Consider the following 23,845-nt stretch of genomic DNA (forward strand, 5'->3'; position numbering starts at 1 on the left):
ATTAAATTATAAGCTGCAAAAATACGGATTTTCTGCTAATTCTTTCGAATTAGAATCGTGAATTGTAAAGGATCAAGGACCCACTCCGATCCCTTGGTCCCCGTCGCTCGAGCAGATAGAGTTTGAAAATGCAATTCAAACTTGTAATCTGCTAAAGAAAACTCGCTACTGATGGGTCCCGAGGAGATGGTACCTCCCTGATTTTTATAGGGCTGGGCCAAATTTTGTAGAGTAGGGAGAAGATCCTTAGAAACCGTTTTACCGTTTTCTAACTTTAGGGTGAATAGTAGAGAAGGACTGTTTGCATACGGACTGTAGGAAATATCCAATTGATCCTTTTCTAAAGGAAGACTAACCTGCGTGGGAACCTTAAAAGAATAGGCGTAATCAAATCCGCTCGTCTTTACGAGCTGAGGCTCAATATCGAGGGTAAAGCTTTTTTCTAGATCGTTAGGCTTTGTATTCGAAACATTCGTGAATTGATGTTTAAGTTTTGATTTGAAGTTCCAGTATTGACTTTCGGCGACTTCGGGACTTAAAATTTCAATCTGTTTCTTCGGAACCCATTTAGACACAGACGCCCACTCACCCCGCTGCGCCAAGAAATGGAATTTGTCTGCGATGCTTTCACTCTGCGTATCCGAAATTTTGTGATCAAACTGAATCTTGCCCTCTTTTAAGACCTTCGCTTCAGACAATTCCTTTTCAAGTTCGGATATCTGACTTCGTTTGGCACTTGAAAAAGCATTTAGATACGGCATAAATAGGGCGAAAGCTCCAAAGGCAAAAAGGGAAAGTGGAATGAATTTAATCGAGGCATTTTCCTTTATGCAAAAATACCCAACCACGCTGGTAAGCCAAAGGGAGAGAATCAAAAGGAAATACCTTGGTTCTGTGTATCCGTATTCTAGAATTCTGGTAAAAAGGGCTACGAAAAGAAGAACTAAGAGTGGAATTAACGAGAAGTAAAATATACGACTGAAAATTTTCACCCAGGACTTTGCTAGGTCGTTCTTTAAGGGATGCACGAGAAGCAAAGCGAGTTGTCCTACACAAGCATAAATTAAGATGAGATACGACACCCATCCTCTAGGAAGTTCCCACTGAATTAAAATTTTTGAGGCGTAGAGATACAGAATCACCACATAAATCAGGAGAAGAGGAATTAATATAAGTTGAGTAAAGAATTTGAGAGCGGGAGGGTAAGGGGTCGGTTTTTCCAGCTCCTGAATTCCTCCAGAACCAAATAGAAGGAAGATAAAGGTACTTCCGGTAATTGATAAAAAAAGGAAGATCTTAGGGTAGAGCGAGTCATCAAAGTTCAGCTCAAAGAGTTTGTCAACAGACAAAAGCGCGAGCATCACCCCACCGACCAAAACAAAAGTAAATACCCCCGTTAAAAAGACATTTAAAAAAAGTTGTTTGTTGTAAAACCAAAAGGATTTAGACTCCTTTTCTTGAAGGTAAGCCACAAACGATACAAGCAAATGAGAAAGTAGAAAAAGTCCGGCTAAAAGAAAAGCATCTGGAGGACCAAATTCTTTCTCTGTTTTCGGGAGAAAGAAGTAGAGACCCACCAGAGTTAAAAAGCCAATGCTGTAGAGCAAAACTTTCTTAGAATAGCGTTCTGCAGCCATTTTTAAAGCGAAAAACAAGGAGATTCCTAGGCAGGCTACGAAGGCAAGCACCGTGTAAGAAAAGGCCCATGACTCTTTCTCGTTTTCAATAGCGACCACAGAGCTTATCCCTGCAATAAGCGACATGAGCAGAATCAGTGGACTGGTTCGAACCAGATCTTTTGCATGGAAGAACAGCATTTGAAATTTTGTGTTCATTTTTATTCGATTTAGAAGTTTCGGAGATTAGCTTAGAAATGAAATTCTTTAAAGACGGGTGTTTGAAACTTTGAAACAAGAGACGCTATTTTCCTTTGGAGCCTTTTTCTTTTTTCTCTTTTTTGCCTTTCTTTTTAGAGGGCTTTGAGTCGCTTTTTTTGCTCTTGCTCTTTTTCCCTTTTTTCTTATTGACTTTCTCTAGTCCAGAGACAAAAGCTGCAATTTGCTCCTCGTATTTTTTGCGAGGTGACTTTTTAACTGAAGCTTTTGGGGTTACTGGGGTTTCCACTAGTGTAGATTCAGTAGGTGCAGCCTCCTTTGCAGGTTCCCTCGTACCCGAGACTGTAGTTCTTCCTAAAGAGGAGGAACTTGGGTTCATATATTCGCGCAGTGCCTCTAGAGACCCGTCAAAGAATTCCTTGGCAAGATTCTTCAATTTCTCCTTTAGGTAGGTTTCTTTGTCCACTCTTGCGATGTAGCGAAAGATTCGACCTTCCTTCTCTGTTCGCAAATAATCCTTTTCAATTAAAATCTTAAGGTAAGTCGAGACGGTGTTTTGATGAGACTTGGGCTCGGGAAGAGCCTCCATGATATCGCGAAGATAAGGACTCTCAAGAGGCCAAATTACGTGCATGAGCTGCTCTTCCGCAGTGGTAAGTGGACTTAATTTCATAGGGGCAATACGGATTGGGTTTGAATGTGAAAATAAAGATAGCAAATACTAACCACAAGGGCAATGCCTGAGCCAAAGAGCACTTCTTTTACGCTATGTCGTTTTAAAACGACACGGCTAACGCCGACTAGAGCCGCTAGGCCTAGCCAGGCGATTCCCACCACAGGGTTTATCGTAAAAAACAAAGCCGCAGCAAAGACATTAAAAGCGGTATGCATCGAGCTCTTGATCCAATAATTACTAATTTGCATAAGGAGCATGAGAACGAGAAGAAAAACCATGACTAGGTCGAGAGATCCAAATAGAAAATACGTCACGATCAAATAGGTGAGAAGGGCAAGTAAGAGAAACACATAAAGGCTTTTTCTTTGCAGTCGATTTGAGACGTCCATATTGGAGTAGCGACCTGTTTTTACGTTCCATACAATCCAAGCCGTCACGGGAAGAATTAAAAGACCAAGAATCGGTGAGAATTGCTTTATCGCCTCTTGCCATGTTAAAAACTGAGTCGCGAAATAAATAAAATAAAGTACTAACGAGGTTAGGGGGTTAAATAGATTCGAAATCCATTTTGCGGCATAGATCCACCAAGGCTCCGTTTTTTTAGGGGAAGAAGTCATTCTCATATTTGTAAAATCAAATTTAAACTATTTTCTTTAGATTGAAAATGCCTTTTTTAAGTTCACTCCTTACAAAGACCAAGTATTTTTCTTATTTTTGCCTCATATTTTCAATTACAATGAACGAATTTTCTAAAGAAGTTTACCTTAAGTGGTACTCCGATATGACGATGTGGAGACGGTTTGAAGACAAATGCCGCTCTTTATACTTAAAGCAAAAAATCAGAGGATTTTTACACTTGTACAACGGACAGGAAGCAATTCCTGCAGGGTTTACCCATGCCATGGACTTAACTAAGGACAGCATGATTACTGCGTACCGTTGTCACATTCACCCGATGGCTATGGGCGTAGATCCAAAAAGAATCCTTGCGGAACTTTGTGGTAAAGCGACTGGTACTTCAGGAGGAATGGGTGGATCTATGCACATCTTTAGCAAAGAGCACCGTTTTTACGGAGGACACGGGATTGTAGGGGGCCAGATTCCTTTAGGAGCTGGAATTGCCTTTGCAGACAAATACTTTGACCGTAAGGCCGTAAACATTTGTTTCTTTGGAGACGGAGCTTCTAGACAAGGATCTCTTCATGAAACGTTCAACATGGCGATGAACTGGAAACTTCCAGTGGTATTCGTGGTGGAAAACAACCAATATGCAATGGGAACTTCTGTGAAACGTACGGCGAATCACGAAGACATCTTTAAATTAGGACTTGGGTATGAAATGCCTTGTTTAGCGGTCGATGCAATGGACCCGGAAAAAGTAGCGGAAGCGGCCTACGAAGCGATTGAAAGAGCGAGAAGAGGAGATGGACCTACTTTTATTGAGGCGAGAACCTACCGTTATAGAGGTCACTCTATGTCGGATGCAGAGCCGTATAGAACGAAAGAAGAAGTGGCTATGGCCAAAGAGGACGACCCAATCGAACTCGTAAAACAAAGAATTCTTTCCAATGGATGGGCAAGCGAACAAGAACTTGAAGAGAAGGACAATGAAGCGCGCGCTTTTGTAGAAGAGTGCATCGAATTCATGGAGAATTCTCCTTATCCAGATCCAAACAAAGTATACGAATATGTATACGCGCAAGAGGATTACCCGTTCATTGATAAAATTGAAAATAACTAGAAATTAAGCGGATCTAAGAGTTGTAAAAGACCGCAACCTTTTGAAAAGGCAGGCTCTTTTAAGAACTCTTTAAATCTTAAACAATACAAAGACTATGGCTGAAGTAATTACAATGCCGCGACTTTCGGATACAATGACGGAGGGTACGGTTGCAAAATGGCACAAGAAGGTAGGAGATGCGGTAAAGGAAGGAGATATTTTAGCAGAAATTGAAACCGACAAAGCGGTGCAAGATTTTGAAGCAGAAATGGACGGAACCTTACTTTATGTAGGAGTTGCAGAGGGCGGTGCAGCCCCTGTGGATGCTATACTTGCCATTGTGGGAAAAGAGGGAGAAGACATTTCTTCTTTGAAAGCAGGTGGAAGCGAAGCTTCGTCAAGCGAGGCCCCGAAAGAGGAATCAAAAGCTCAGGAACCAAAAAATGAAGAAGCGAAAGTTTCTGCACCCGCAGAACTTCCAAAGGGCGTAGAAATCATCACCATGCCGAGACTTTCCGATACGATGTCGGAAGGGACTGTGGCAAAATGGAATAAAAACGTAGGCGATGCGGTAAAAGAAGGAGATCTTCTTGCCGAAATTGAAACCGACAAAGCCGTTCAGGATTTTGAATCGGAGTTTGACGGAGCCTTATTATACCAAGGAGTAGCCGAGGGAGAAGCTTCTCCTGTGGACAGCATCCTTGCCATCATTGGCCCTGCCGGAACAGACGTTTCGGGTATCGTGGCTTCTGGAGGTGTGAAAAGTGAACCTGCAAAAGAAGAGAAGCCTCAGGCTTCTACAGAAGCAAAAGAAGAACCTGCAAAAGCAGAAACTTCAAGTAGCGAAAGCACTTCGAATAGTTCTACCGATCGAATTGCGGTGTCTCCACTGGCTAAGAAAATGGCTAAAGACAAAGGCATTTCTCTCTCCGAAGTAAAAGGAAGCGGAGAAAACGGTCGCATTGTAAAGAAAGACATCGAAGAATTTGTTCCTTCCAGTGCAAAAGCAGAAAGTGCAGCGGCGCCACAAGCGGCAGCAGCAGCTCCTGCTATGCAGTTTACCCAAGGGGAAACCACCGAGACTAAAAATTCACCGGTTCGTAGCATTATCGCGAAGAGACTTGCGGAGAGCAAATTCACCGCTCCCCATTACTATCTGATCGTAGACATTAATATGGACAAAGCAATTGCAGCTCGTAAAGAAATCAACTCCTTGCCGGATACGAAAGTTTCTTTCAACGATATGATTATTAAAGCCACTGCAATGGCGCTAAGAAAACATCCTCAAGTAAATTCGACTTGGGCGACGGATAAAATCGTACACCACGGAAATATTAACGTGGGAGTGGCCGTAGCCGTTCCAGACGGACTGGTTGTACCGGTTCTTAAGAACGCGGACCAAATGAACTACACGCAGATTTCTTCTTCTGTGAAAGACATGGCCGGTCGCGCTAGAAACAAAGGACTTAAAGCAAACGAAATGGAAGGTTCCACCTTCTCTATTTCGAACTTAGGAATGTTTGGAATTGATACCTTTACTTCCATTATCAACCAACCGAATTCTGCGATTCTTTCTGTAGGAGCGATTGTGGAAAAACCGATTGTAAAAGACGGACAAATCGTCGTAGGAAACATGATGAAACTTTCCCTTGCATGCGACCATAGAGTGGTCGATGGAGCAACGGGAGCCGAGTTCCTTCAAACCCTAAGACAGTATTTAGAACAACCGATTTCCATCTTACTTTAAGGCAAGATTCGATAAGGAGAAAATAGAAAACCCTTTTAGAGCACAGATTCTAAAAGGGTTTTTTCTTTAATTGAAAAATTAGTGATATTTTTGACCCATGATCAAAGCGAGAAACATTCACAAATCCTACGGGGATTTAGAGGTCCTAAAAGGAGTGGACCTTCACATCAAAAAAGCAGAAGTCGTTTCCATTGTAGGGGAGTCCGGCGCCGGAAAATCTACCTTGCTGCAAATTTTAGGGACTCTGGATGCATCTACCAATCCCAAAGGCTTTGATACAGAAATCACCATTGACGGGCAGTCGTTCATTTCCATGAACGACAAAGAGCTCAGTCGATTTCGAAACGAGAACATTGGGTTCGTGTTTCAGTACCATCAGTTACTTCCTGAATTTAGCGCATTAGAAAATGTTCTTTTGCCTACTCGAATCTGTGGGAAAAACGAAAAAGAAAGTCTTCAAAAAGCCTATCAACTCTTCGAGGAGCTCAATATTATTGACCGAATTCACCACAAGCCGAACCAAATGTCCGGAGGGGAGGCGCAAAGAGCCGCCGTGGCAAGAGCCCTTATAAATTCTCCTAAGATCATCTACGCCGATGAACCCACTGGAAATTTAGATTCTAAAAACGCAGACGATTTGCATCAACTCTTTTTTGATTTAAGAGACCGTTACAAACAAACCTTTGTCATTGTCACGCACAATCCCAATTTAGCTGACATTACAGACCGTAAACTCGTAATGAAAGACGGGATGATTCTTTAGCCCCGAAGTCTTTGGTAAAATCAGAGTTTTATTACGATATTATTCGTAATTTTGCGCCGTTAAATTTTCGCTAGGTACGAAAGCCTGTTTTGCAGGTTTTTTGTCTCTTTGCTTGAGGGCAAAGGAAGTTGAAAATGCAAGAGAACTTAAGTTATTCAAGATTTAAATAACAGATTAAACATGATTCCAAATTTTAAGGCGCATCCATGGCACGGAATATCCGCAGGAGAGAACTCTCCGAATGTTGTGAATGTTTTCATTGAAATTGTGCCCAGTGACACAATTAAGTACGAGATTGACAAACAAAGCGGATTTTTAAAGGTAGACCGACCGCAACAATTTTCAAATATTATCCCAGCTCTATACGGTTTCATTCCTAGGACTTACTGTCACGACGAAGTGAAAAACCTTGCGATCGCCAATGGATCGACAGACGTAGCGGAGGGAGATTTAGATCCCTTGGATATCTGCGTTCTTTCTTCTCACAATATTTTGTCAGGAGGACTCTTAATGGAAGCGATTCCGATCGGAGGGTTTAAAATGATTGACAAAGGAGAAGCAGACGATAAAATTGTAGCCGTTATGGTAGGTGACCACGCTTTTGGGCATTTTAGAGATATTTCTGAGCTTCCCCAAGCGGAAGTGAGAAGATTAAAACACTATTTTCTTACGTACAAAAACCTTCCGGACGAACCTGCAAAATGTAGAATCGACGATGTCTACGGAGCAGAGCATGCCAAGGAAGTGATCGAAGCTTCTAAAAGAGATTACGCCAATAAATTTGGTGGATAGAGGGGCTATAAATAGACTCATTAATGAATAATAAGGGCAGAATTCCACAGGAATTCTGCTTTTTTTATAAGTATTTCGGGTGGGAGTGATACAGCGGCTGAGATTTTTCCTATATTTAACTCTTATTAACAAAATATTTTTCTATGGATTTATTCATTTTAGTTCCCCTATTAGGGCTCGTCGCGTTGGTGTATACCTTCTTGCAGAGTCGATGGGTGAGTAAGCAAGACGCCGGTAATGAGAGGATGCGTCTAATTAGTGGCCACATTGCCGATGGGGCCATGGCCTTCCTTAAGGCAGAATACCGCGTTATGGGGTATTTTGTAATCATCGTAGCCGTTCTTTTGGCCCTGATGGGCCTAAGCCACGAAAAATCGCATTGGAGCATTGGACTTTCCTTTGTGGCAGGGGCTATTTTTAGTGCCGCTGCCGGTTTCATCGGAATGAAAATCGCGACCAAAGCCAACGTTCGAACGGCCGAGGCTGCAAAAACGTCTCTTTCCAAAGCCCTTAAGGTTTCCTTTGCAGGAGGCTCTGTGATGGGAATGGGAGTGGCAGGACTTGCCGTTTTAGGACTGGGTGCCCTTTATTTAATCATCAAACAAATTTTTGCTCCTGGAGCGGCGACCGACTCTGTGGAGATGGAGCGCACGCTGGAGATCCTGATGGGATTCTCACTTGGAGCGGAATCCATTGCCCTGTTCGCAAGAGTAGGAGGTGGAATCTATACCAAGGCAGCCGACGTGGGCGCTGACCTTGTGGGGAAAGTAGAAGCGGGAATTCCAGAGGATGACCCTAGAAACCCAGCCACCATTGCGGATAACGTTGGAGACAACGTTGGAGACGTAGCCGGTATGGGCGCGGATTTATTCGGTTCTTACGTAGCCACCGTGCTCGCCACGATGGTTCTCGGTAGAGAAACCCTTTCGAATGACAATTTTGGAGGATTTGCTCCTATCTTACTTCCGATGATGATTGCAGGCATCGGAATCGTGTTCTCCATCGTGGGAACTCTGTTTGTGAAAATCAATGACGACGGAGAAGAAACCACGAGCAAAGTTCAAAATGCACTTAATTTTGGAAACTGGGGCAGTATCATTTTAACCGCCATAGTGACTTATTTCTTAACTCAATACCTTCTTCCGGACACGATGGAGCTTCGAGGCTTTGTCTTTACCAAAATGGGCGTCTTTGGAGCTGTAATGGTAGGGTTAATCGTAGGGACTCTCATGAGTATCATTACGGAATACTACACCGCCATGGGCAAAAGACCGGTCAAAAGCATTGTGAAGCAATCTTCGACAGGACACGCCACCAACATTATTGGAGGTCTGGCCATTGGAATGGAATCCACACTACTTCCTATCTTAGTGTTAGCAGGAGGAATCTGGGGTTCTTACCTGTGCGCAGGACTCTACGGAGTTGCCATTGCAGCCGCAGGGATGATGGCCACCACGGCCATGCAACTTGCAATTGATGCCTTTGGACCGATTGCAGACAACGCGGGAGGAATTGCAGAAATGAGTGAACTTCCAAAAGAAGTAAGACAAAGAACCGACATTTTAGATGCGGTCGGAAACACCACCGCTGCAAGCGGAAAAGGATTTGCGATTGCATCGGCTGCTTTAACCGCGCTTGCACTCTTTGCTGCCTTTGTTGGAATTGCAGGAATTGATGGGATTAACATCTACAAAGCAGACGTCCTTGCTGGACTTTTAATTGGAGCAATGATTCCGTTTATTTTCTCTTCTCTTGCCATTACGGCGGTAGGGCAAGCGGCCATGGCCATGGTGGAGGAAGTAAGAAGACAGTTCAGAGAAATTCCAGGAATTTTAGAAGGAACAGCAGAACCGGAATATGAAAAATGCGTTGCGATTTCTACGGACGCTTCCATTCGTAAAATGCTTTTACCTGGAGCTGTGGCGCTTATTTCGCCAATCTTGGTCGGGTTTATTTTCGGCCCTGAAGTTTTAGGAGGATTCTTAGCAGGAGCCACCGTAAGTGGAGTGCTTATGGGAATGTTCCAAAACAACGCGGGAGGTGCTTGGGACAACGCTAAGAAATCGTTTGAATCCGGAGTGGATATCAACGGAGAAATGCATTACAAAGGATCCGATCCTCACAAAGCCTCTGTCACAGGAGATACCGTTGGGGATCCCTTCAAAGATACTTCGGGCCCTTCGATGAACATCCTTATTAAACTCATGAGTATTGTTTCTCTTGTGATTGCGCCTACACTATCCTCGGTGCACCATGAAAAGATTGAAAAAGAAAGAATGGAAAGTCTAAATCGTCTAACGCTTGCGAGCGGAGCGGTTTTACCTTCTGATCTCGCATTTGGAGACGCGCAAGCGGACGCTCCTCAGAGTTTAGGAGAACTAAATGCAGACGGAGAGTTTGTCTATGATCTGGGAGAAATGAAAGAAATTAAACTTTCTAACGGAGAGACCGTTCAACTGGGATCCTTTAGTCAAATGAATTACTTGTACCAGCGTCATGAAAAGAAAGACAAGACTCTATTAAATGAGAACGAGTGGTTCACTGTGGAGAATTTGCATTTTGCCTCAGGGAGCAGCGATCTATTACCAGGATCACAAGACAACCTTTCGGCACTAGCCAAAATCCTTAAAGCAAATCCTTCAATGAAAATTAAAATTGGCGGGTATACGGATAACACAGGGAACGAAACCAATAACAAAAACTTATCGGAGCTTCGCGCCCAAAACGTAAAACTTAAGTTATTAGAACTTGGAATACCGGCTGCGAACTTAGAAGCGGAAGGATACGGATCTCTTCATCCTATGTGTCCTGAAAACGACACTGACGAGTGCAGGGCTCTAAACCGTCGGATTGATGTAAGAGTCTTAGAACTCTAACAAAGAGCATTCAAACGAATTACCAATTGAAAAGCCGTCCCTTAATTCTGGGACGGCTTTTCTCTTTTGGTTAGGATACGCCTTATTGGATTGTATCGAATACGATTTAAAAAAAAACGAAATAGATTGAAATGGATAGGTATACTCACGGCTATTTAGCAAATAAGCTTTTTGGATATCCTTAAACCGGTACCATTAGCTGAATTCACAATTTACGATTCATTTAAGCCCTCATGCTCGTTCTGATCTTCTGCTGCATCGTCATCGTTATTTTTCCTCTCATACTCTTCTAAGAGAACTAGAGCCTTTTCTAAATCCTCTCTCCTGATTTTTAGCTCGGTACCGCCAATGGTACTATTGAAGACGGGATAGACAGTGGAGATGAAATTATTGTTGATAAAGCAAGGGACCTGATGGAATTCAAGGAATGAAGCCACAAGCCAGGCTTCGCTTTCCGTGTTGTATGTTTTTAAAGTGAGTAGTTCCATATCTTTTTTCTTAAAAATATGAGTAAAGACCAAAGCACCTTATAATGAGTAGTTTATAAGATTGGAGAACTTTCTCTGTGACGATTTAGTTATGGTGCTTATTACAATTTTTTTCATCTGGATTAACTTGTAACTTATAGCAAAGATAATAATCCTCTTGTAATCTGTATAACATGAGCGTACTCACAAATCATTGCAAAATCTCATTTCAAGGGATTTTTAGTGAAAGATGGAAAACTTGCTCAAGCAAAGGCCAACGAGTTTCCCACATTCCAACAAAATTTTAAAAACGTCAGCAAGAAATTATCAACTAAAACTCTACTTTTGGGCGTGACTAAGTTGGGTGAGATTATATAGTCTTATTTGCGAAAAATTATTTATTATTATTATTAGCGATTACACAGGAGTCTGCAATTTGTACTTCGTAGTGCGGATACGTCACATATGGTAGCCGAACCCGAACTCTCATAGGTGTGAGAAGTATTAAAACTATCTATAATCACATCAAAATCATTCATTTAAGTGACCTCTTCAATAATATTATAATTGAAAAATATATGCATCTATTAAGGTTTTTCAAATCTTTTAGATAATATGAATTCAGAAAATGCTAGAATCTAAATTACAACTTCAGGGAGCAGGTTCGGCATCTTCCAACCTCTTAAATAAGTGAGATAATAAACTAAGCATATCTAGGCAGTCCTTTTCAGTAAAAAGCTTCGAATCTCGTAAATCTCCGATCTCTTCGTGAGAAATAGGATTTCTAGCTCCAGAGACGATTCCCATGGATAAAAATTTTTGTCCCTCTTCAATACATTTGTATGTCTCTACGTGAAATTTTGAGCCGTCTGGTTTATTAAATTTAGCTGTTACTTGTAATATTTTACCTAATCCAAACTCAGCTCCCATCATTGCGTGATCCGTTGCGTTTGTACTTTTTGATTTTACTCTAACTGTATTAATATATCTTTTAACCGCTTCTATGAAAGCTCTGTAAAAATCATTCCGCTTGTAGTCTTCTTCTGCCGCTCTTCTAATTTCAGGATGAAGATATCTCCAATGCAAATTTGCATATTCCGGCACAAGACCATGTATTAATTGAATGGCTTTTTGTTGTGTGATTTCGGATAATTCGGGAGTGTCATCTAATAGATTAACAATCGTTTCGACTTGATCCTGTACATTATCAGGTAAACGTTCAATCCACTCTCCTACATTAAAAGTCACCTTTTCATTAATAGCTTTTTTCTTTTTGTCTTTTCGAAATGCACGCCATTGTCTTTCGATTAAAGACAAACATGAAGCTAGATATTCTCTTAACTCAACTGTTTTGGGATTTTCCCAATCAATGGATTGTCTGTTTGTTGAAATAACATCTTCTTCCCAATTGTCAATGAAATCAACATTCAGCCATCCTGTTGCATAAGAATAAAAGTGACTGGATTCTGAAGGTCCAAAGAATTCTGGAATATTAACCATACGTCCATTTGCAAAAAGTGTTACTCCTCTCAAGTTTGCTTTAAGAGGCTTTTCGGTGGTAATTATTGTACCTTGAATTTTTCCTTTATCTGGATAGGGTTTTTGGTTAATCCTTATAATTTCCTCAATTTCCCATTTAAATTCTGGCTCAATTTTTTGGTATTTTGTTTTGCTATCTATTTTAATTGGCTCATCATCATTCAATGATATGTATATTATGAAATCATCCTGAAAATTAAATAACTTTGCTATGTTATCGGCGTAATCTTGTAAAGGAAAGGCGGTTTTTCTTTTTAATTCAGTTAAGGTAATAGTAGTCCCTTGTTCAGAATTCTTATTTTCTAACAATTTAAAATCAGGCTCATAATCTTTACCTGTTGTTTTTAAGATTTCATTCCAATGAAGGTTAAAACTAACTCCATCTGATTTTTGGAAAGTTTGAATATTTATTTTATCTCCGATGCCAAAAAGAGCCAATTTACCCAAGCCCTTTTTTCCTGTAGGAATTCTTCCACATTTTGATTCTTGCTTTTCCTCACGTCTGTTTCTTCCTATTCTAAGAAAATATTCATTTACTTCGTCAAAAGACATTCCAGTACCATTATCTTGAACAACAACCTTTTTTTCGTCTATGTCATACAATTTTATGTGAACTTCTGTTGCACAGGCATCATACGCATTTGCAATTAATTCAGCTAACGCAGGAGGCATTGTAGAATACATTTTAACACCAAGATGCTGTATGGTGTTTGCCTCAAATTTCATAAATAGTTTAGGTTCGCTCATTTTCTGTACTTTGGATTATTGCTTTACCAATAGCTGTTGCATATTTGGGGGGTACGGCATTACCAATCATTCTGGCGATATTTGCAACACTTGTTCCTTTAAATTTATAGGTTAACGGAAAGGACTGCAATGTTGCTCCCTCTCTTATAGACAACGCTCTGTCTTCTTCCGGATGTACAAATCTACCATTAGAAATACTGAAAAACTTGGTTGTAATTGTCGGAGCAGGTTTATTCCACCATAAGCGTCCAAACGTGTCTTTGAAAGAGTCATCTTTTCCATCAAAACATTTTAACTGCAACTCGGAATCGTTTGCAAAGCCTAATCTGTTTCCTCCGTCTTTTTCTACTTTTTTTAATCTTCTTTTATTGATGTCACTAATATTTGGAGCGGTATGAAGAAAATCCGAATTATCCTTATGTCCAGGCTCTATTTTAGGAAACCCATTGTCTATTCCTAAAACATCTTTTACGACAATTTTTTTCCCTTCTAATTCCATAGGCTTAATTTCATGCTGAGAAATACGAGTGGCAATTAGTGTAAACCTTTTGCGGTTTTGCGGAACACCATAATCATTTACATTATGGACTTTGAAGTGTGGATTTTCATAACCGTTATTTCTAAGCCACTCAATAAACTCGTCTAAACCACTTTCTTCTTTTCTTCTTAAAACACCTGGAACATTTTCTACAACAACATATCCGGGACGAAAATATTTTACAAAACGTGAGAATTCTATCAAAAGGTTTTTTGATTTAGATGACTTTGTTTTATTTGTATTAATGATGCTCCAAAACTGGCAAGGACTACAACCTATAAGTACAAGCTCATCATCATTCCTTTTTAAAGACAATTTTTTTTCAAGTTCTTTTTCTTTCAAATCGAAGACATCAGCTTGTATAAACTCTGCTCCCTTTATATTTGCTTCGTAGGTAGTTTTACAATTTTTATCAAAGTCAATTCCGGCAATAATCTGAATCCCTGCTTCCTGCATTCCAAAGCTCATACCGCCACCAGAGCAGAAGAAATCCACTGCTTTTAGTTTGTTGGAATTATCTATATGTTCGTTTTTCTTTTTCATACTTCAAAATCAAGTTCGAAATTGGTACTGTATATTGCTTAAAATGTTTTGTAAAGCTTGGTCCTTGTTATTCTTGTAAAGTTCGCATCCATTAACTACAATAACATTCCAAGCCTAACTTTTTAATTTTTCAAAATTTTCCTTATCTCTTTTTTTATTTCCTTCAATTTATTTCCTTTGAATGCATATCCTCCCTTTGTTATTACTTTTGCCGATACTAAAAGCTTTCTTACATTCACATTTAGAACTTTTGCTACATCAAACTATTTTTCTAGTGATGGCTTTCTTGCATTTTAACACCAAAGAGAAATAGTTGCTTGATTCTTGCCAAGCTTTTCTGCGAGCCATTTATTTTTCTTATTTCGCTTTGCCAAAAGTATCCTTATTCTATTCAATCCTTTGTAAGCAAAAACTATTTGTGTTTTAGGCAAAAATATACAAAAAAAAGCATAAAGAACATAAAGTATATGCAATATTCTGATTGAATTAAATATCACTCAAGAAGATGCTGAACTGATTATGAAAATTTCATATAATCCTTGCGGGAATAATCATTTGGAAATGCTTTTCGGAATATATAGCATAGACTTATACGCTTATACTACATTAACAAAATCCTACTTTATAAACTCCCAATATTTCCCTATGAAAAAGATTGGGTTAAAATAATCATCGGCAAATTCAAAATTGGAGAGATTCTTCAATGTGAGTTCTTGATCGTGTGTAAAAGGGTAGCATTGATGTTGTACCACATTTATTTTCATAGCAATGATTTCTTCAACTATAGCCATTCTGATTTTATCCGCAATCATAGGAGCTTGTATAAAAGGATCCGCAAATGGATCTCGACCGAGTATAAATATACACTTCCTAAAAGTCGGATCGGAAAAGATTGCTATGATGTTCCTAAAAATCGATAATAATCCGATCGAGAATACAATAAGATCTATTGCATTAGGTAGAAAGGACAAGCCATTTGCAGGTAGCAGTTATGATCTGCTCCTTTTTTCACACTTGCAAAAAGAACGACGTAAACCCAAATAAGTGGCTCAAGTACACTCTTGAGAATATCAGGCACGAAGGTCCAAACTAAGACTACTATTATATAAACCGTTGTACAGCAAAGGTTTTAATCGTTTAGCTTATCTTTGCCTTTTAATAGTCTTTTTTTTTAAATACTTTATTTCTAACAAATAGAAAAAAAGGCTCTTTGAAATTCTTTAAGATTCCATGACCTATAAAAGATGGAATTGGAAAGGCACTCAATCCTAAAGACGGGGCTATTTCCAGATACCGTAATTCATTTTGCTTAAATTCAAGAAGCGACTTGTACCCAAAAAGAGGAGGGACTCTGGAGATGAATTTGCCCTTTAGAAAGTTCGCAATAACTTTGACAAAGTTTGTTTTATTGCCAGAAAATTCTCTATTTTTGAAGAATGGAAAATTTCATCGTATCCGCCCGTAAATACCGCCCGCTAGAGTTTGATACTGTAGTCGGACAGTCGCACGTGACCGATACTTTGGAGCACGCGGTGGAAACCAACCAAATGCCTCAGGCACTGCTTTTCTGCGGACCTAGAGGAGTCGGAAAGACCACGTGCGCAAGAATCCTAGCTCGAAAAATCAATGAAAAGGACGGCTCGGTCTCCCAAGACGGATTCGCCTACAACATTCATGAATTGGATGCCGCTTCCAATAACTCAGTAGACGGCATTCGAGAACTCACGGATCAGGTACGTTACGCTCCCCAAGTAGGGAAGTACAAAGTGTATATTATTGACGAGGTGCACATGCTTTCACAAGCAGCGTTCAATGCGTTTTTGAAAACGCTTGAAGAACCGCCAGCGCATGCCATTTTCATCTTAGCCACGACAGAGAAACATAAGATCATCCCTACGATCTTATCCCGTTGCCAGATTTACGATTTCAAAAGAATCACGATTGAAGACATTCAGTCGCATCTAAAAAGCATTGCAGCGAAAGAAAACGTCTCCTACGAAGAAGACGCTCTTTATTTAATCGCTCAAAAAGCAGACGGAGCCTTACGGGACGCACTTTCTATTTTTGATAGACTAACGACGTTTTCTCAAGGAAACATTACCCTGGAGAAAGCTGCTGAAATTCTGAACATTTTAGATTACGATCAATATTTGAAAATAGCGGAACTTGCCCATACCGGAGACATTCCTGGGGTACTAGCACGCTTTGATCAGATTGTGAAAAAAGGATTCGATCCGCATATTTTCATTGCGGGTCTGGGAAGTCATTTCCGAGATCTTATGATGTCGCAGTCTGCGAGTACGTTAAATCTTATTGAACTAGGAGAGGCCACCAAGGCAAAATATGCGAAACAAAGCAAGGATTGGAGCGCTTCTGAGCTCATTGAAGGTATTGAAATTTGCAACCATGCCGATCTCAATTATAAGAACTCCAAGAACCCACGACTCACCGTGGAAATAGCCCTAATGCAGCTTTGCTCTTTGCAAGGTGCTGAGGCTCTTAAAAAAAAAAATTCCTAATTCTTCCCCCTCTTCTCTTTAAAGAAGGGGAGACTCAGAATTCAAATTCATCAAAAGATAGCCTCGAGAAGAAGGAGTCTCTAGCGACGCCTAAAGTACAGGTGCCTGAAAAGGCCCCTGCTATAGAGCCTATCGCAACTCAGACGATAGAAAAGAAGCCTGAGGCGAGCATCGAAATTCCGGAAACCAGCGTTAAGAGTCCTGAACCTACAGTCAAAATCCCTGCAACCATCAAGCCTTTATTGCAAGGCAAGAAATTAGCTTCTCGATTTAGCATTGAAGAGGCGCTAGATCCTAAGCAGGAGGTAAAGCAGAGCGAAGCGCTCGTGATAGAAGAGGAGCTCCCTACAAATCACTTTTCTCAAAGTGACGTGGATACCCACTGGGCTACATTCTTACTTCAATTAAAGAAAAAAGACAATCTCATTTACAATGCCATTGCAGGATTTCGTTTGGTGAAAACGGGCGAGGATACGATTGTCGTGCACCATGCATCGCAAACGGCAAGAGCTGAATTTGAACGCATCCAAGGCGACTTTTTCGGACCTTTTAAAAAGCAAGTGCATCACCATAAAATAAAGGTGGAGTATCAAAGAGATAAGAAACTAAAGAAAGAAATCGTGACCAAGCGCACCCTTTTTGAAAAGATGGCCACGGAAAATCCAGTATTAAAAGAAATGGATGCCTATTTTAAATTCGATCTTTCTTAAATTTGAGGCTCATATCTCAAAAGAATCAAGCAAACATTCAAACTATTTACAAACAAAAAGGGGAGATCCCCCAGGAGGAAAGGACGATTATGGAGTTACAAAATTTAAAAAACGAGTGGATCTCAGAGTTTAATTCACCACTTATTATTGCAGGGCCTTGTAGTGCGGAGAGCGAATCCCAAATGCTAGAAGCTGCCGAAAGAATCAAAAAAGCAACCAACCAAGTTCCGGTCTTTAGAGCGGGAATATGGAAGCCTAGAACCAAACCGAATGGATTTGAGGGAGTCGGTGTGATCGGACTGAACTGGCTTAAAAAGGTGAAGGAAGAGTTTGGATTTAAGACCGCTACGGAAGTAGCCAACGCAGGACACGTTCGCGCTGCATTAGAAGCGGATGTGGACATCCTATGGATTGGGGCAAGATCTACTGTCAATCCTTTTACGGTGCAGGAAATTGCGGAAGCATTAAAGGATACGAAAAAGCCTGTGCTTGTGAAAAATCCAGTGAACCCAGACCTTGCCCTTTGGATTGGAGCGATGGAAAGACTTTTAGGGCAAGGCATTGAAAACCTGGGCGCTATTCACAGAGGATTTTCAACATACCAGAAAACGAAATACCGAAACGTGCCGAACTGGCAAATTGCCCTTGATTTTAAAAATCAATTTCCAAACATTCCACTCATCGTGGACCCTTCCCATATTTGTGGTAACAGAACTGGACTTTCTTCCATTGCGCAAGAAGCACTTAACGTGGGTTACGCAGGCGCTATGATTGAAACGCATCCATCACCAGACGAAGCCTGGAGTGACGCAGCCCAGCAAATCACACCAGAAGTCTTAGCTGAGCTCATCTCAGGTCTTGAAATAAGAAAAGCAGGGATTTCAGGATACGAGGATGAATTAGGTTCTCATAGAACTCTTATATCGGATATTGATTTTCAATTGATTGAACTTCTTTCTCAGAGAATGAAAATTTCTGAGAAAATTGGTACGGTCAAGAAAGAAAACAACTTGGCTGTTTTCCAACCCGAGCGTTGGAAAGTAATTACCGATTATGCAGGACAAAAAGCGCAAGAAACCGGAATGAGTAAAGAATTTATTGAAAAGCTATTTAAAGCAATTCACGAAGAATCCGTGGAAGTGCAAAATAGTGTGATGACCACAAAACCGTAAACGACCACTTTTGAAAGGACTCATAATAAAATCCACAGGCAGTTGGTACCAAGTTTTGGACAAAGAAACCGGTATTATCTACGAGGCTAGAATTCGTGGAAAATTCAAGCTGATTAAAACTCGACTCACCAATCCCCTGGCCGTAGGGGATCGAGTTGAGTTCCAATTGGAAGCCGACGACATTGCCTGGATCACGCACATTGAGCCTCGAAAGAACTACCTCATTCGTAAATCCGTAAATCTATCGAAGGAGGCCCATATCATTGCCTCCAATATCGATATTGCTTGTTTTCTATTTACGGTAAAACATCCAGAGACTTCTCTTGGGTTTTTAGATCGTTTTCTTGCCTGCTGCGAAGCCTATTCCATCGAACCTCTTATTTTATTCAATAAAATGGACGTGCTCTCAGAGATGGAAAAAGAAATTACAGAAGAGATTGGTTTTATGTATCAGAAGATTGGATACAAAACTTTAAGTATTTCTTCCTACTCCAAATTGAACTTAGAGGACTTAATGGAGGAGCTAAAAGACAAAACGTCTGTCTTTTTCGGCCATAGCGGCAGTGGAAAATCCACGCTTGTCAATGCAATGCAGCCGGATCTGAATTTAAAAACCTCTGAAATATCGTTAGTGCACTTAAAAGGGAAGCATACCACCACGTTTGCCCAGATGCATTTTTGGTCCTTTGGAGGGCAAGTTATCGATACGCCGGGAGTCAGAGAGTTTGGTATGATAAACGTAGAGAAAGAAGAACTTCAACATTATTTTCCTGAGATTTTCAAAACAGGAAGACAATGCAAATTCCATAACTGTTTGCACCTCAATGAACCCAAATGCAAAGTGCTCGAGTCCATCGAAGAGGGAGAGATTGAGGAGTCTCGTTATATCACGTATTTAAAGCTGATGGAGGAGGCCGATGAGCAGGGTTATTAAAACAAAAAACCCAGCCGAAGCTGGGTAAAAACTAATAACCATGAAAACTCAAATTAAACATGAGAATCACAATTAGTATGATTCAATATCTGTGCCAAAAACGGTTCGCGAAAGTAGAAATAAAAGTTAAATTTTCTTAAGATTGTATTTCGTCAAATTTCGTACTTTTGCACCATCAAAAAACCTATATATGTCAAACATCACTTTTACAATGATTAAGCCGGACGCAGTTGCCGACGGACACATTGGAGCTATCCTTGGGAAAATCGCAGGCGCTGGATTTAAAATCAAAGCCATGAAGCTTACCCAACTTACAGTAGCAGACGCTAAGAAGTTCTACGAAGTCCACGCAGAAAGACCTTTCTACGGTGAACTAGTTGAGTTCATGTCTTCAGGACCTATCGTTGCAGCTATTCTTGAAAAAGACAACGCAGTGGAAGCTTTTAGAACTTTAATCGGAGCGACAAATCCAGCGGAAGCAGCAGAAGGAACCATCAGAAAAGAGTTCGCAAGAAGCATTGGAGAAAATGCCGTTCACGGTTCGGATTCAGATGAGAATGCTTTAATCGAAGGGCAATTCCATTTTTCAGGAAGAGAGATTTTCTAAGAAAGCTTGTATTTCAAAGTATAAAAAAGAATCAGAAGTTCGCTTCTGGTTCTTTTTTTTGGTTAAAATTTCTCTGCTTTGATTGAGATCTAAAAGGCGTGAAATTAAAATCAATGCGATACAGAGGTACTACGAAGAATCCTAAACTCAGAAAGACTTAGCCGACGCTCATATATAAGGCACGGGCGTGAGGCTGACTAGTGTTAGAGTTTAAAAGAAGATTCGCCGCTTTCTGTAACTCAATTAGTCAGCCTACGCTGTTTTCGTTTGATAAAATTATGGGGTAGAGATATTGAAATTTCTGCTTTAAATCTATTCAATGGGGAATAATGTTGTATTTTTTAACGCAAAAGTTATACCTCAAAAGGTATAAATGCTACTTTTATCCTTTTTCTATACCCGAAATGGTATCGTATTAATTTTTTGCGTATATTTATACCATTAAAGGTATATCTATGGATTCAATACGATGGTTTGTTAAACAAAAACGGAAAGAACTAAAACTCACTCAAGAAGATTTAGCGTTAAATGCGGGTGTAGGCTTGCGTTTTGTGCGTGATTTGGAACAGGGAAAGAAAACACTTCGCTTAGATAAAGTGAATGATGTATTGGCATTGTTTGGGAAACAAGTGGGTGTAATTGATAAAATCCGAGAATAATGGCACGAGAGGCAAAAATATATTTTCAGGATCAATTCGTCGGTATATTGAATGAGGGAGATAATGGATATTCATTCCATTATGAAAAGGATTATTTGGATAGTTCCAATCCCAAAGCCATCAGTCTAACGTTACCGCTTTCTCAAAATACCTATCATAATAAGGTGCTATTTCCTTTTTTTGATGGTCTAATTCCCGAAGGTTGGTTATTAGAAATAGGCGAAAAACACTGGAAACTAAACCCACGTGACCGTTTTGAATTATTAATCAATTTATGCAGAGATACTATTGGTGCTGTTTCTGTATATCCAATGGAAGAAAATAATGAGTAATTGTTTATTCTGCTATCAACCCGTTGAAACGGGTGAATATCATAGTGCTTGTTCCAAAAAATTCTTTGGTACAACAAAAGTTCCTGCGTTGGAATTAAACCAAGAAAAGTTAAATCAGTTAGCACAAATTACTGTAAATGAACGATTAGCTTTGACAGGAGTTCAGCCCAAAATATCATTAAGTTTAAACGGAGATCAAGGCAATAAACGTTTAACGTTAGTGGGACTGTGGGGTGATTATATCTTAAAACCACAATCTTCGGATTTTGCCTTTATGCCCGAAGTAGAAGATTTAACGATGCACTTAGCAAAGCTGTTTAAAATTGAAACGGCTGAACATGCTTTAATTCGAACGACTACAGGTGAATTAGCTTATATCACCAAGCGTTTTGACCGAGCAAAAGGCAAGAAAATCCATGTGGAAGATTTGTGTCAGTTATCTGAATTACTAACGGAACAAAAATATAAAAGCTCTTACGAGCGTGTGGGTAAAATCATCAAACAATATGCGACCAACTCGGGTTTCGATGCAATCAAATATTTTAGATTGGTCTTGTTTTCTTTTTTAACAGGAAACAATGATATGCACCTGAAAAACTTCTCATTGATGCATACCGATAAAGGTATTTTGTTTTCACCAGCTTATGATTTGTTGAATGTAAACCTCATTTACCCACACGATAAAGAGGATTTAGCTTTGACTTTAGGTGGACGAAAACGAAACATTAAACGTTCCGATTTTGACAAATTTGCTATGAGCTTAGGTATTGCGAAGATTGTTCGTGATAATATTTACAAAGATTTTTCTAAACAGTTTAATAATCTTCATGCTTGGATAGAGAGCTGTTTTTTAATTGATGAATATAAAGAACGGTATATTCAGATTTATGAACATAAATTGAAACAGATTAGTTTGTAATTTTTTACAATTTAACATGAGTTAGAAACAAAAACTCTGTCGCTTTACTTTCCATTCACAGAGACCTATCGTAGAAGGTATAATCATGTAGAAGGGACTCATTTCAATCCTTTAGATCTCACAATCCTGAATAATAATTATGGGAAGCGCAACGTTTTCTAAAGGCCAGAAATACGATAGAGTGGAATGTTTAAAAATCCAACCTTTATTTCGTATTTTTGTTTTATGAATCAAGATACGATCTGCGCACTAGCCACGGCCAATGGAATTGGCGCTTTAGGAATTATAAGAGTCTCTGGACCACAGGCCTTCGAAAACGTAAATCGATGCTTTGACGGAAAGGATCTAACCCTAGTGGATTCCCATACGGTGCATTATGGCTTTATTATGGAAAATACGGAGTCTATTGACGAAGTCATGGTCTCTGTATTTAAAGCTCCTAAAACATTTACCACAGAAGATTCTGTGGAAATATCGTTCCACGGATCTCCTTTTATAGCCAAGCGAGTACTGGAGGTGTTAATTAACTGCGGGTGCCGAATGGCCAAAGCAGGGGAGTTCACCATGAGGGCCTTTATGAATGGACGTATTGATCTATCGCAGGCCGAAGCCATTGCAGATGTGATTGCCAGTGAAAATGAAACTTCTCGTAAAGTGGCTTTAAATCAACTTAAGGGTGGGGTGTCAAACGAGATCTCCTTATTGAGAACGGACCTTTTAAATTTCACATCCCTTGTGGAATTGGAACTTGATTTCTCGGAAGAGGATGTGGAGTTTGCCGATCGCACGGCGCTCAGCCTGCTTCTTAATCGAATAGAAGAAAAACTGCGATCTCTTATTGAGAGTTTCCAATACGGAAACGCCATCAAAAACGGAGTGGATGTGGCCATTGTCGGAAAGCCGAATGCTGGTAAATCTACACTGCTTAATGCCCTTCTAAAAGAAGAACGGGCCATCGTTAGTGAAATTGCAGGAACCACTCGAGACACCATTGAAGAGGTGTTTCATATTAAGGGAACTGCCTTTCGGTTCATCGATACCGCTGGTCTAAGAGAAACGACCGACACCATTGAAGCGATTGGTGTTCAAAAGGCGAAAGATAAAATCTCTACAGCAAGTATCTTACTTTACCTTTATGATGAATTCGACAACACGACTGACGAAATTATAGAGTCCGTGAAGTCTTTTGCAAGAAAGGATCTTTTAATTCTGCTACTGCATAATAAAATCGACCTTTCTTCCTCAGCCAAAGAGGCATTTGATGTTACTTTAGCAGAGGCCTTAATTCCTGATTTGGCTGCCCAAATCATTCCTATCTCAGCCAAAGATCAAGTCGGATTAGAAAGCTTAAAAACAGAGCTGTCCTCGTATGTTGAGTCTCTAAAATCAGATGAGAACAACGTTATTATCACAAACCAACGCCATTTTGAATCTCTGAATCGTTCATTAGACTCAGTCGTAAGAGTAAAACAGGCAGTTAGTCAAAGTTTCCACACGGAGCTTTTAGCCTACGAGTTAAAATATGCTCTTGAATACTTAGGGGAGATTTCAGGAGAGTTTACCAATGACGAAGTATTAGGGAATATATTTTCTAAGTTTTGTATCGGGAAATAAATCGTAATTATCGATCATAAATAATAATAACTAATAAGTATAAATCGCTTAAAATTAATGTTTTAAACGGTTTTTTGTTTGTCTATTATTTATATTTGAATTGTATGCTTTGTTAATTTATTTGTACGTAATTTTC

21 protein-coding genes are annotated in these 23,845 nt (G+C 39.9%); 15 read left to right on the top strand and 6 right to left on the bottom strand.

Annotated elements, in window-relative coordinates:
- Positions 1 to 35 precede the first annotated feature (35 nt).
- The 3 genes from ACX3PZ_RS08185 to ACX3PZ_RS08195 all read right to left on the bottom strand — a co-directional run bounded on the left by ACX3PZ_RS08185 (position 36) and on the right by ACX3PZ_RS08195 (position 3,134).
- A complete protein-coding gene (locus ACX3PZ_RS08185) occupies positions 36 to 1,835 on the bottom strand; it encodes a DUF4153 domain-containing protein (RefSeq protein WP_459112488.1) in 1,800 nt (599 codons plus the stop codon).
- 85 nt (positions 1,836 to 1,920) lie between these two features.
- Positions 1,921 to 2,508 carry a BlaI/MecI/CopY family transcriptional regulator gene (locus ACX3PZ_RS08190; RefSeq protein ID WP_459112489.1) on the bottom strand — a complete coding sequence of 196 codons (588 nt, stop codon included), beginning with the start codon at positions 2,506 to 2,508 and terminating at the stop codon, positions 1,921 to 1,923.
- Positions 2,505 to 3,134: a phosphatase PAP2 family protein gene (locus ACX3PZ_RS08195; RefSeq protein WP_459083982.1), complete on the bottom strand. Its 630-nt coding sequence runs from the start codon at positions 3,132 to 3,134 to the stop codon at positions 2,505 to 2,507. The genes ACX3PZ_RS08190 and ACX3PZ_RS08195 overlap by 4 nt, the downstream gene beginning before the upstream one ends.
- A 113-nt stretch (positions 3,135 to 3,247) precedes the next feature.
- On the opposite strand from ACX3PZ_RS08195, the gene pdhA reads away from it, so the two are divergent.
- The 5 genes from pdhA (at position 3,248) to ACX3PZ_RS08220 (ending at position 10,409) form a co-directional block, all read left to right on the top strand.
- The gene (gene pdhA, locus ACX3PZ_RS08200; RefSeq protein WP_459112490.1) at positions 3,248 to 4,252 is read left to right on the top strand and encodes a pyruvate dehydrogenase (acetyl-transferring) E1 component subunit alpha; all 1,005 of its coding nucleotides are present in this window, start codon (positions 3,248 to 3,250) and stop codon (positions 4,250 to 4,252) included.
- A gap of 94 nt (positions 4,253 to 4,346) precedes the next feature.
- Entirely contained in the window at positions 4,347 to 5,978 is a 1,632-nt protein-coding gene (locus ACX3PZ_RS08205) for a pyruvate dehydrogenase complex dihydrolipoamide acetyltransferase (protein ID WP_459112491.1), read from the top strand.
- Positions 5,979 to 6,075: 97 nt separating this feature from the next.
- On the top strand, positions 6,076 to 6,741 hold the full coding sequence (locus ACX3PZ_RS08210) for an ABC transporter ATP-binding protein (RefSeq protein ID WP_459083985.1): 666 nt from the start codon (positions 6,076 to 6,078) through the stop codon (positions 6,739 to 6,741).
- A gap of 180 nt (positions 6,742 to 6,921) precedes the next feature.
- Positions 6,922 to 7,533 (top strand): inorganic pyrophosphatase, encoded by a 612-nt coding sequence (locus ACX3PZ_RS08215; RefSeq protein WP_459083986.1) that lies wholly within the window; start codon positions 6,922 to 6,924, stop codon positions 7,531 to 7,533.
- Between the two features lie 143 nt (positions 7,534 to 7,676).
- Positions 7,677 to 10,409, top strand: coding sequence for a sodium-translocating pyrophosphatase (locus ACX3PZ_RS08220; RefSeq protein ID WP_459112492.1), 2,733 nt, complete (start codon positions 7,677 to 7,679; stop codon positions 10,407 to 10,409).
- 212 nt (positions 10,410 to 10,621) lie between these two features.
- On the opposite strand, the gene ACX3PZ_RS08225 is transcribed toward ACX3PZ_RS08220, so the two are convergent.
- The 3 genes from ACX3PZ_RS08225 to ACX3PZ_RS08235 all read right to left on the bottom strand — a co-directional run bounded on the left by ACX3PZ_RS08225 (position 10,622) and on the right by ACX3PZ_RS08235 (position 14,243).
- Positions 10,622 to 10,897 carry a hypothetical protein gene (locus ACX3PZ_RS08225; protein ID WP_459083988.1) on the bottom strand — a complete coding sequence of 92 codons (276 nt, stop codon included), beginning with the start codon at positions 10,895 to 10,897 and terminating at the stop codon, positions 10,622 to 10,624.
- Positions 10,898 to 11,527: 630 nt separating this feature from the next.
- A complete protein-coding gene (locus ACX3PZ_RS08230; RefSeq protein ID WP_459112493.1) occupies positions 11,528 to 13,162 on the bottom strand; it encodes a TIGR02391 family protein in 1,635 nt (544 codons plus the stop codon).
- Positions 13,149 to 14,243: a DNA cytosine methyltransferase gene (locus tag ACX3PZ_RS08235; RefSeq protein ID WP_459112494.1), complete on the bottom strand. Its 1,095-nt coding sequence runs from the start codon at positions 14,241 to 14,243 to the stop codon at positions 13,149 to 13,151. Before ACX3PZ_RS08235 ends, ACX3PZ_RS08230 begins: the two co-directional genes overlap by 14 nt.
- A gap of 991 nt (positions 14,244 to 15,234) precedes the next feature.
- On the opposite strand from ACX3PZ_RS08235, the gene ACX3PZ_RS08240 reads away from it, so the two are divergent.
- The 10 genes from ACX3PZ_RS08240 to mnmE all read left to right on the top strand — a co-directional run bounded on the left by ACX3PZ_RS08240 (position 15,235) and on the right by mnmE (position 23,709).
- Positions 15,235 to 15,336 carry a transposase domain-containing protein gene (locus ACX3PZ_RS08240; RefSeq protein ID WP_459112495.1) on the top strand — a complete coding sequence of 34 codons (102 nt, stop codon included), beginning with the start codon at positions 15,235 to 15,237 and terminating at the stop codon, positions 15,334 to 15,336.
- A gap of 343 nt (positions 15,337 to 15,679) precedes the next feature.
- Positions 15,680 to 16,762, top strand: a complete 1,083-nt coding sequence (gene dnaX, locus ACX3PZ_RS08245) for a DNA polymerase III subunit gamma/tau (protein ID WP_459112496.1) — start codon at positions 15,680 to 15,682, stop codon at positions 16,760 to 16,762.
- Positions 16,763 to 16,863: 101 nt separating this feature from the next.
- The gene (locus tag ACX3PZ_RS08250) at positions 16,864 to 17,472 is read left to right on the top strand and encodes a hypothetical protein (protein ID WP_459112497.1); all 609 of its coding nucleotides are present in this window, start codon (positions 16,864 to 16,866) and stop codon (positions 17,470 to 17,472) included.
- Positions 17,473 to 17,561: 89 nt separating this feature from the next.
- Positions 17,562 to 18,644 (top strand): chorismate mutase, encoded by a 1,083-nt coding sequence (locus ACX3PZ_RS08255; RefSeq protein ID WP_459112498.1) that lies wholly within the window; start codon positions 17,562 to 17,564, stop codon positions 18,642 to 18,644.
- 10 nt (positions 18,645 to 18,654) lie between these two features.
- Positions 18,655 to 19,578, top strand: a complete 924-nt coding sequence (gene rsgA, locus ACX3PZ_RS08260) for a ribosome small subunit-dependent GTPase A (protein WP_459112499.1) — start codon at positions 18,655 to 18,657, stop codon at positions 19,576 to 19,578.
- 190 nt (positions 19,579 to 19,768) lie between these two features.
- Positions 19,769 to 20,185: a nucleoside-diphosphate kinase gene (locus ACX3PZ_RS08265; protein WP_459083994.1), complete on the top strand. Its 417-nt coding sequence runs from the start codon at positions 19,769 to 19,771 to the stop codon at positions 20,183 to 20,185.
- A 455-nt stretch (positions 20,186 to 20,640) separates the two neighbouring features.
- Positions 20,641 to 20,844, top strand: a complete 204-nt coding sequence (locus ACX3PZ_RS08270) for a helix-turn-helix transcriptional regulator (protein ID WP_459112500.1) — start codon at positions 20,641 to 20,643, stop codon at positions 20,842 to 20,844.
- Complete coding sequence (locus ACX3PZ_RS08275) at positions 20,844 to 21,176, top strand: HipA N-terminal domain-containing protein (RefSeq protein ID WP_459112501.1); 333 nt, start codon at positions 20,844 to 20,846, stop codon at positions 21,174 to 21,176. Before ACX3PZ_RS08270 ends, ACX3PZ_RS08275 begins: the two co-directional genes overlap by 1 nt.
- On the top strand, positions 21,169 to 22,095 hold the full coding sequence (locus tag ACX3PZ_RS08280; RefSeq protein ID WP_459112502.1) for a HipA domain-containing protein: 927 nt from the start codon (positions 21,169 to 21,171) through the stop codon (positions 22,093 to 22,095). The genes ACX3PZ_RS08275 and ACX3PZ_RS08280 overlap by 8 nt, the downstream gene beginning before the upstream one ends.
- A 225-nt stretch (positions 22,096 to 22,320) precedes the next feature.
- Positions 22,321 to 23,709, top strand: a complete 1,389-nt coding sequence (mnmE, locus tag ACX3PZ_RS08285) for a tRNA uridine-5-carboxymethylaminomethyl(34) synthesis GTPase MnmE (protein WP_459112503.1) — start codon at positions 22,321 to 22,323, stop codon at positions 23,707 to 23,709.
- Positions 23,710 to 23,845 lie beyond the last annotated feature (136 nt).

It is taken from the genome of Chryseobacterium sp. A321 (assembly GCF_054489265.1).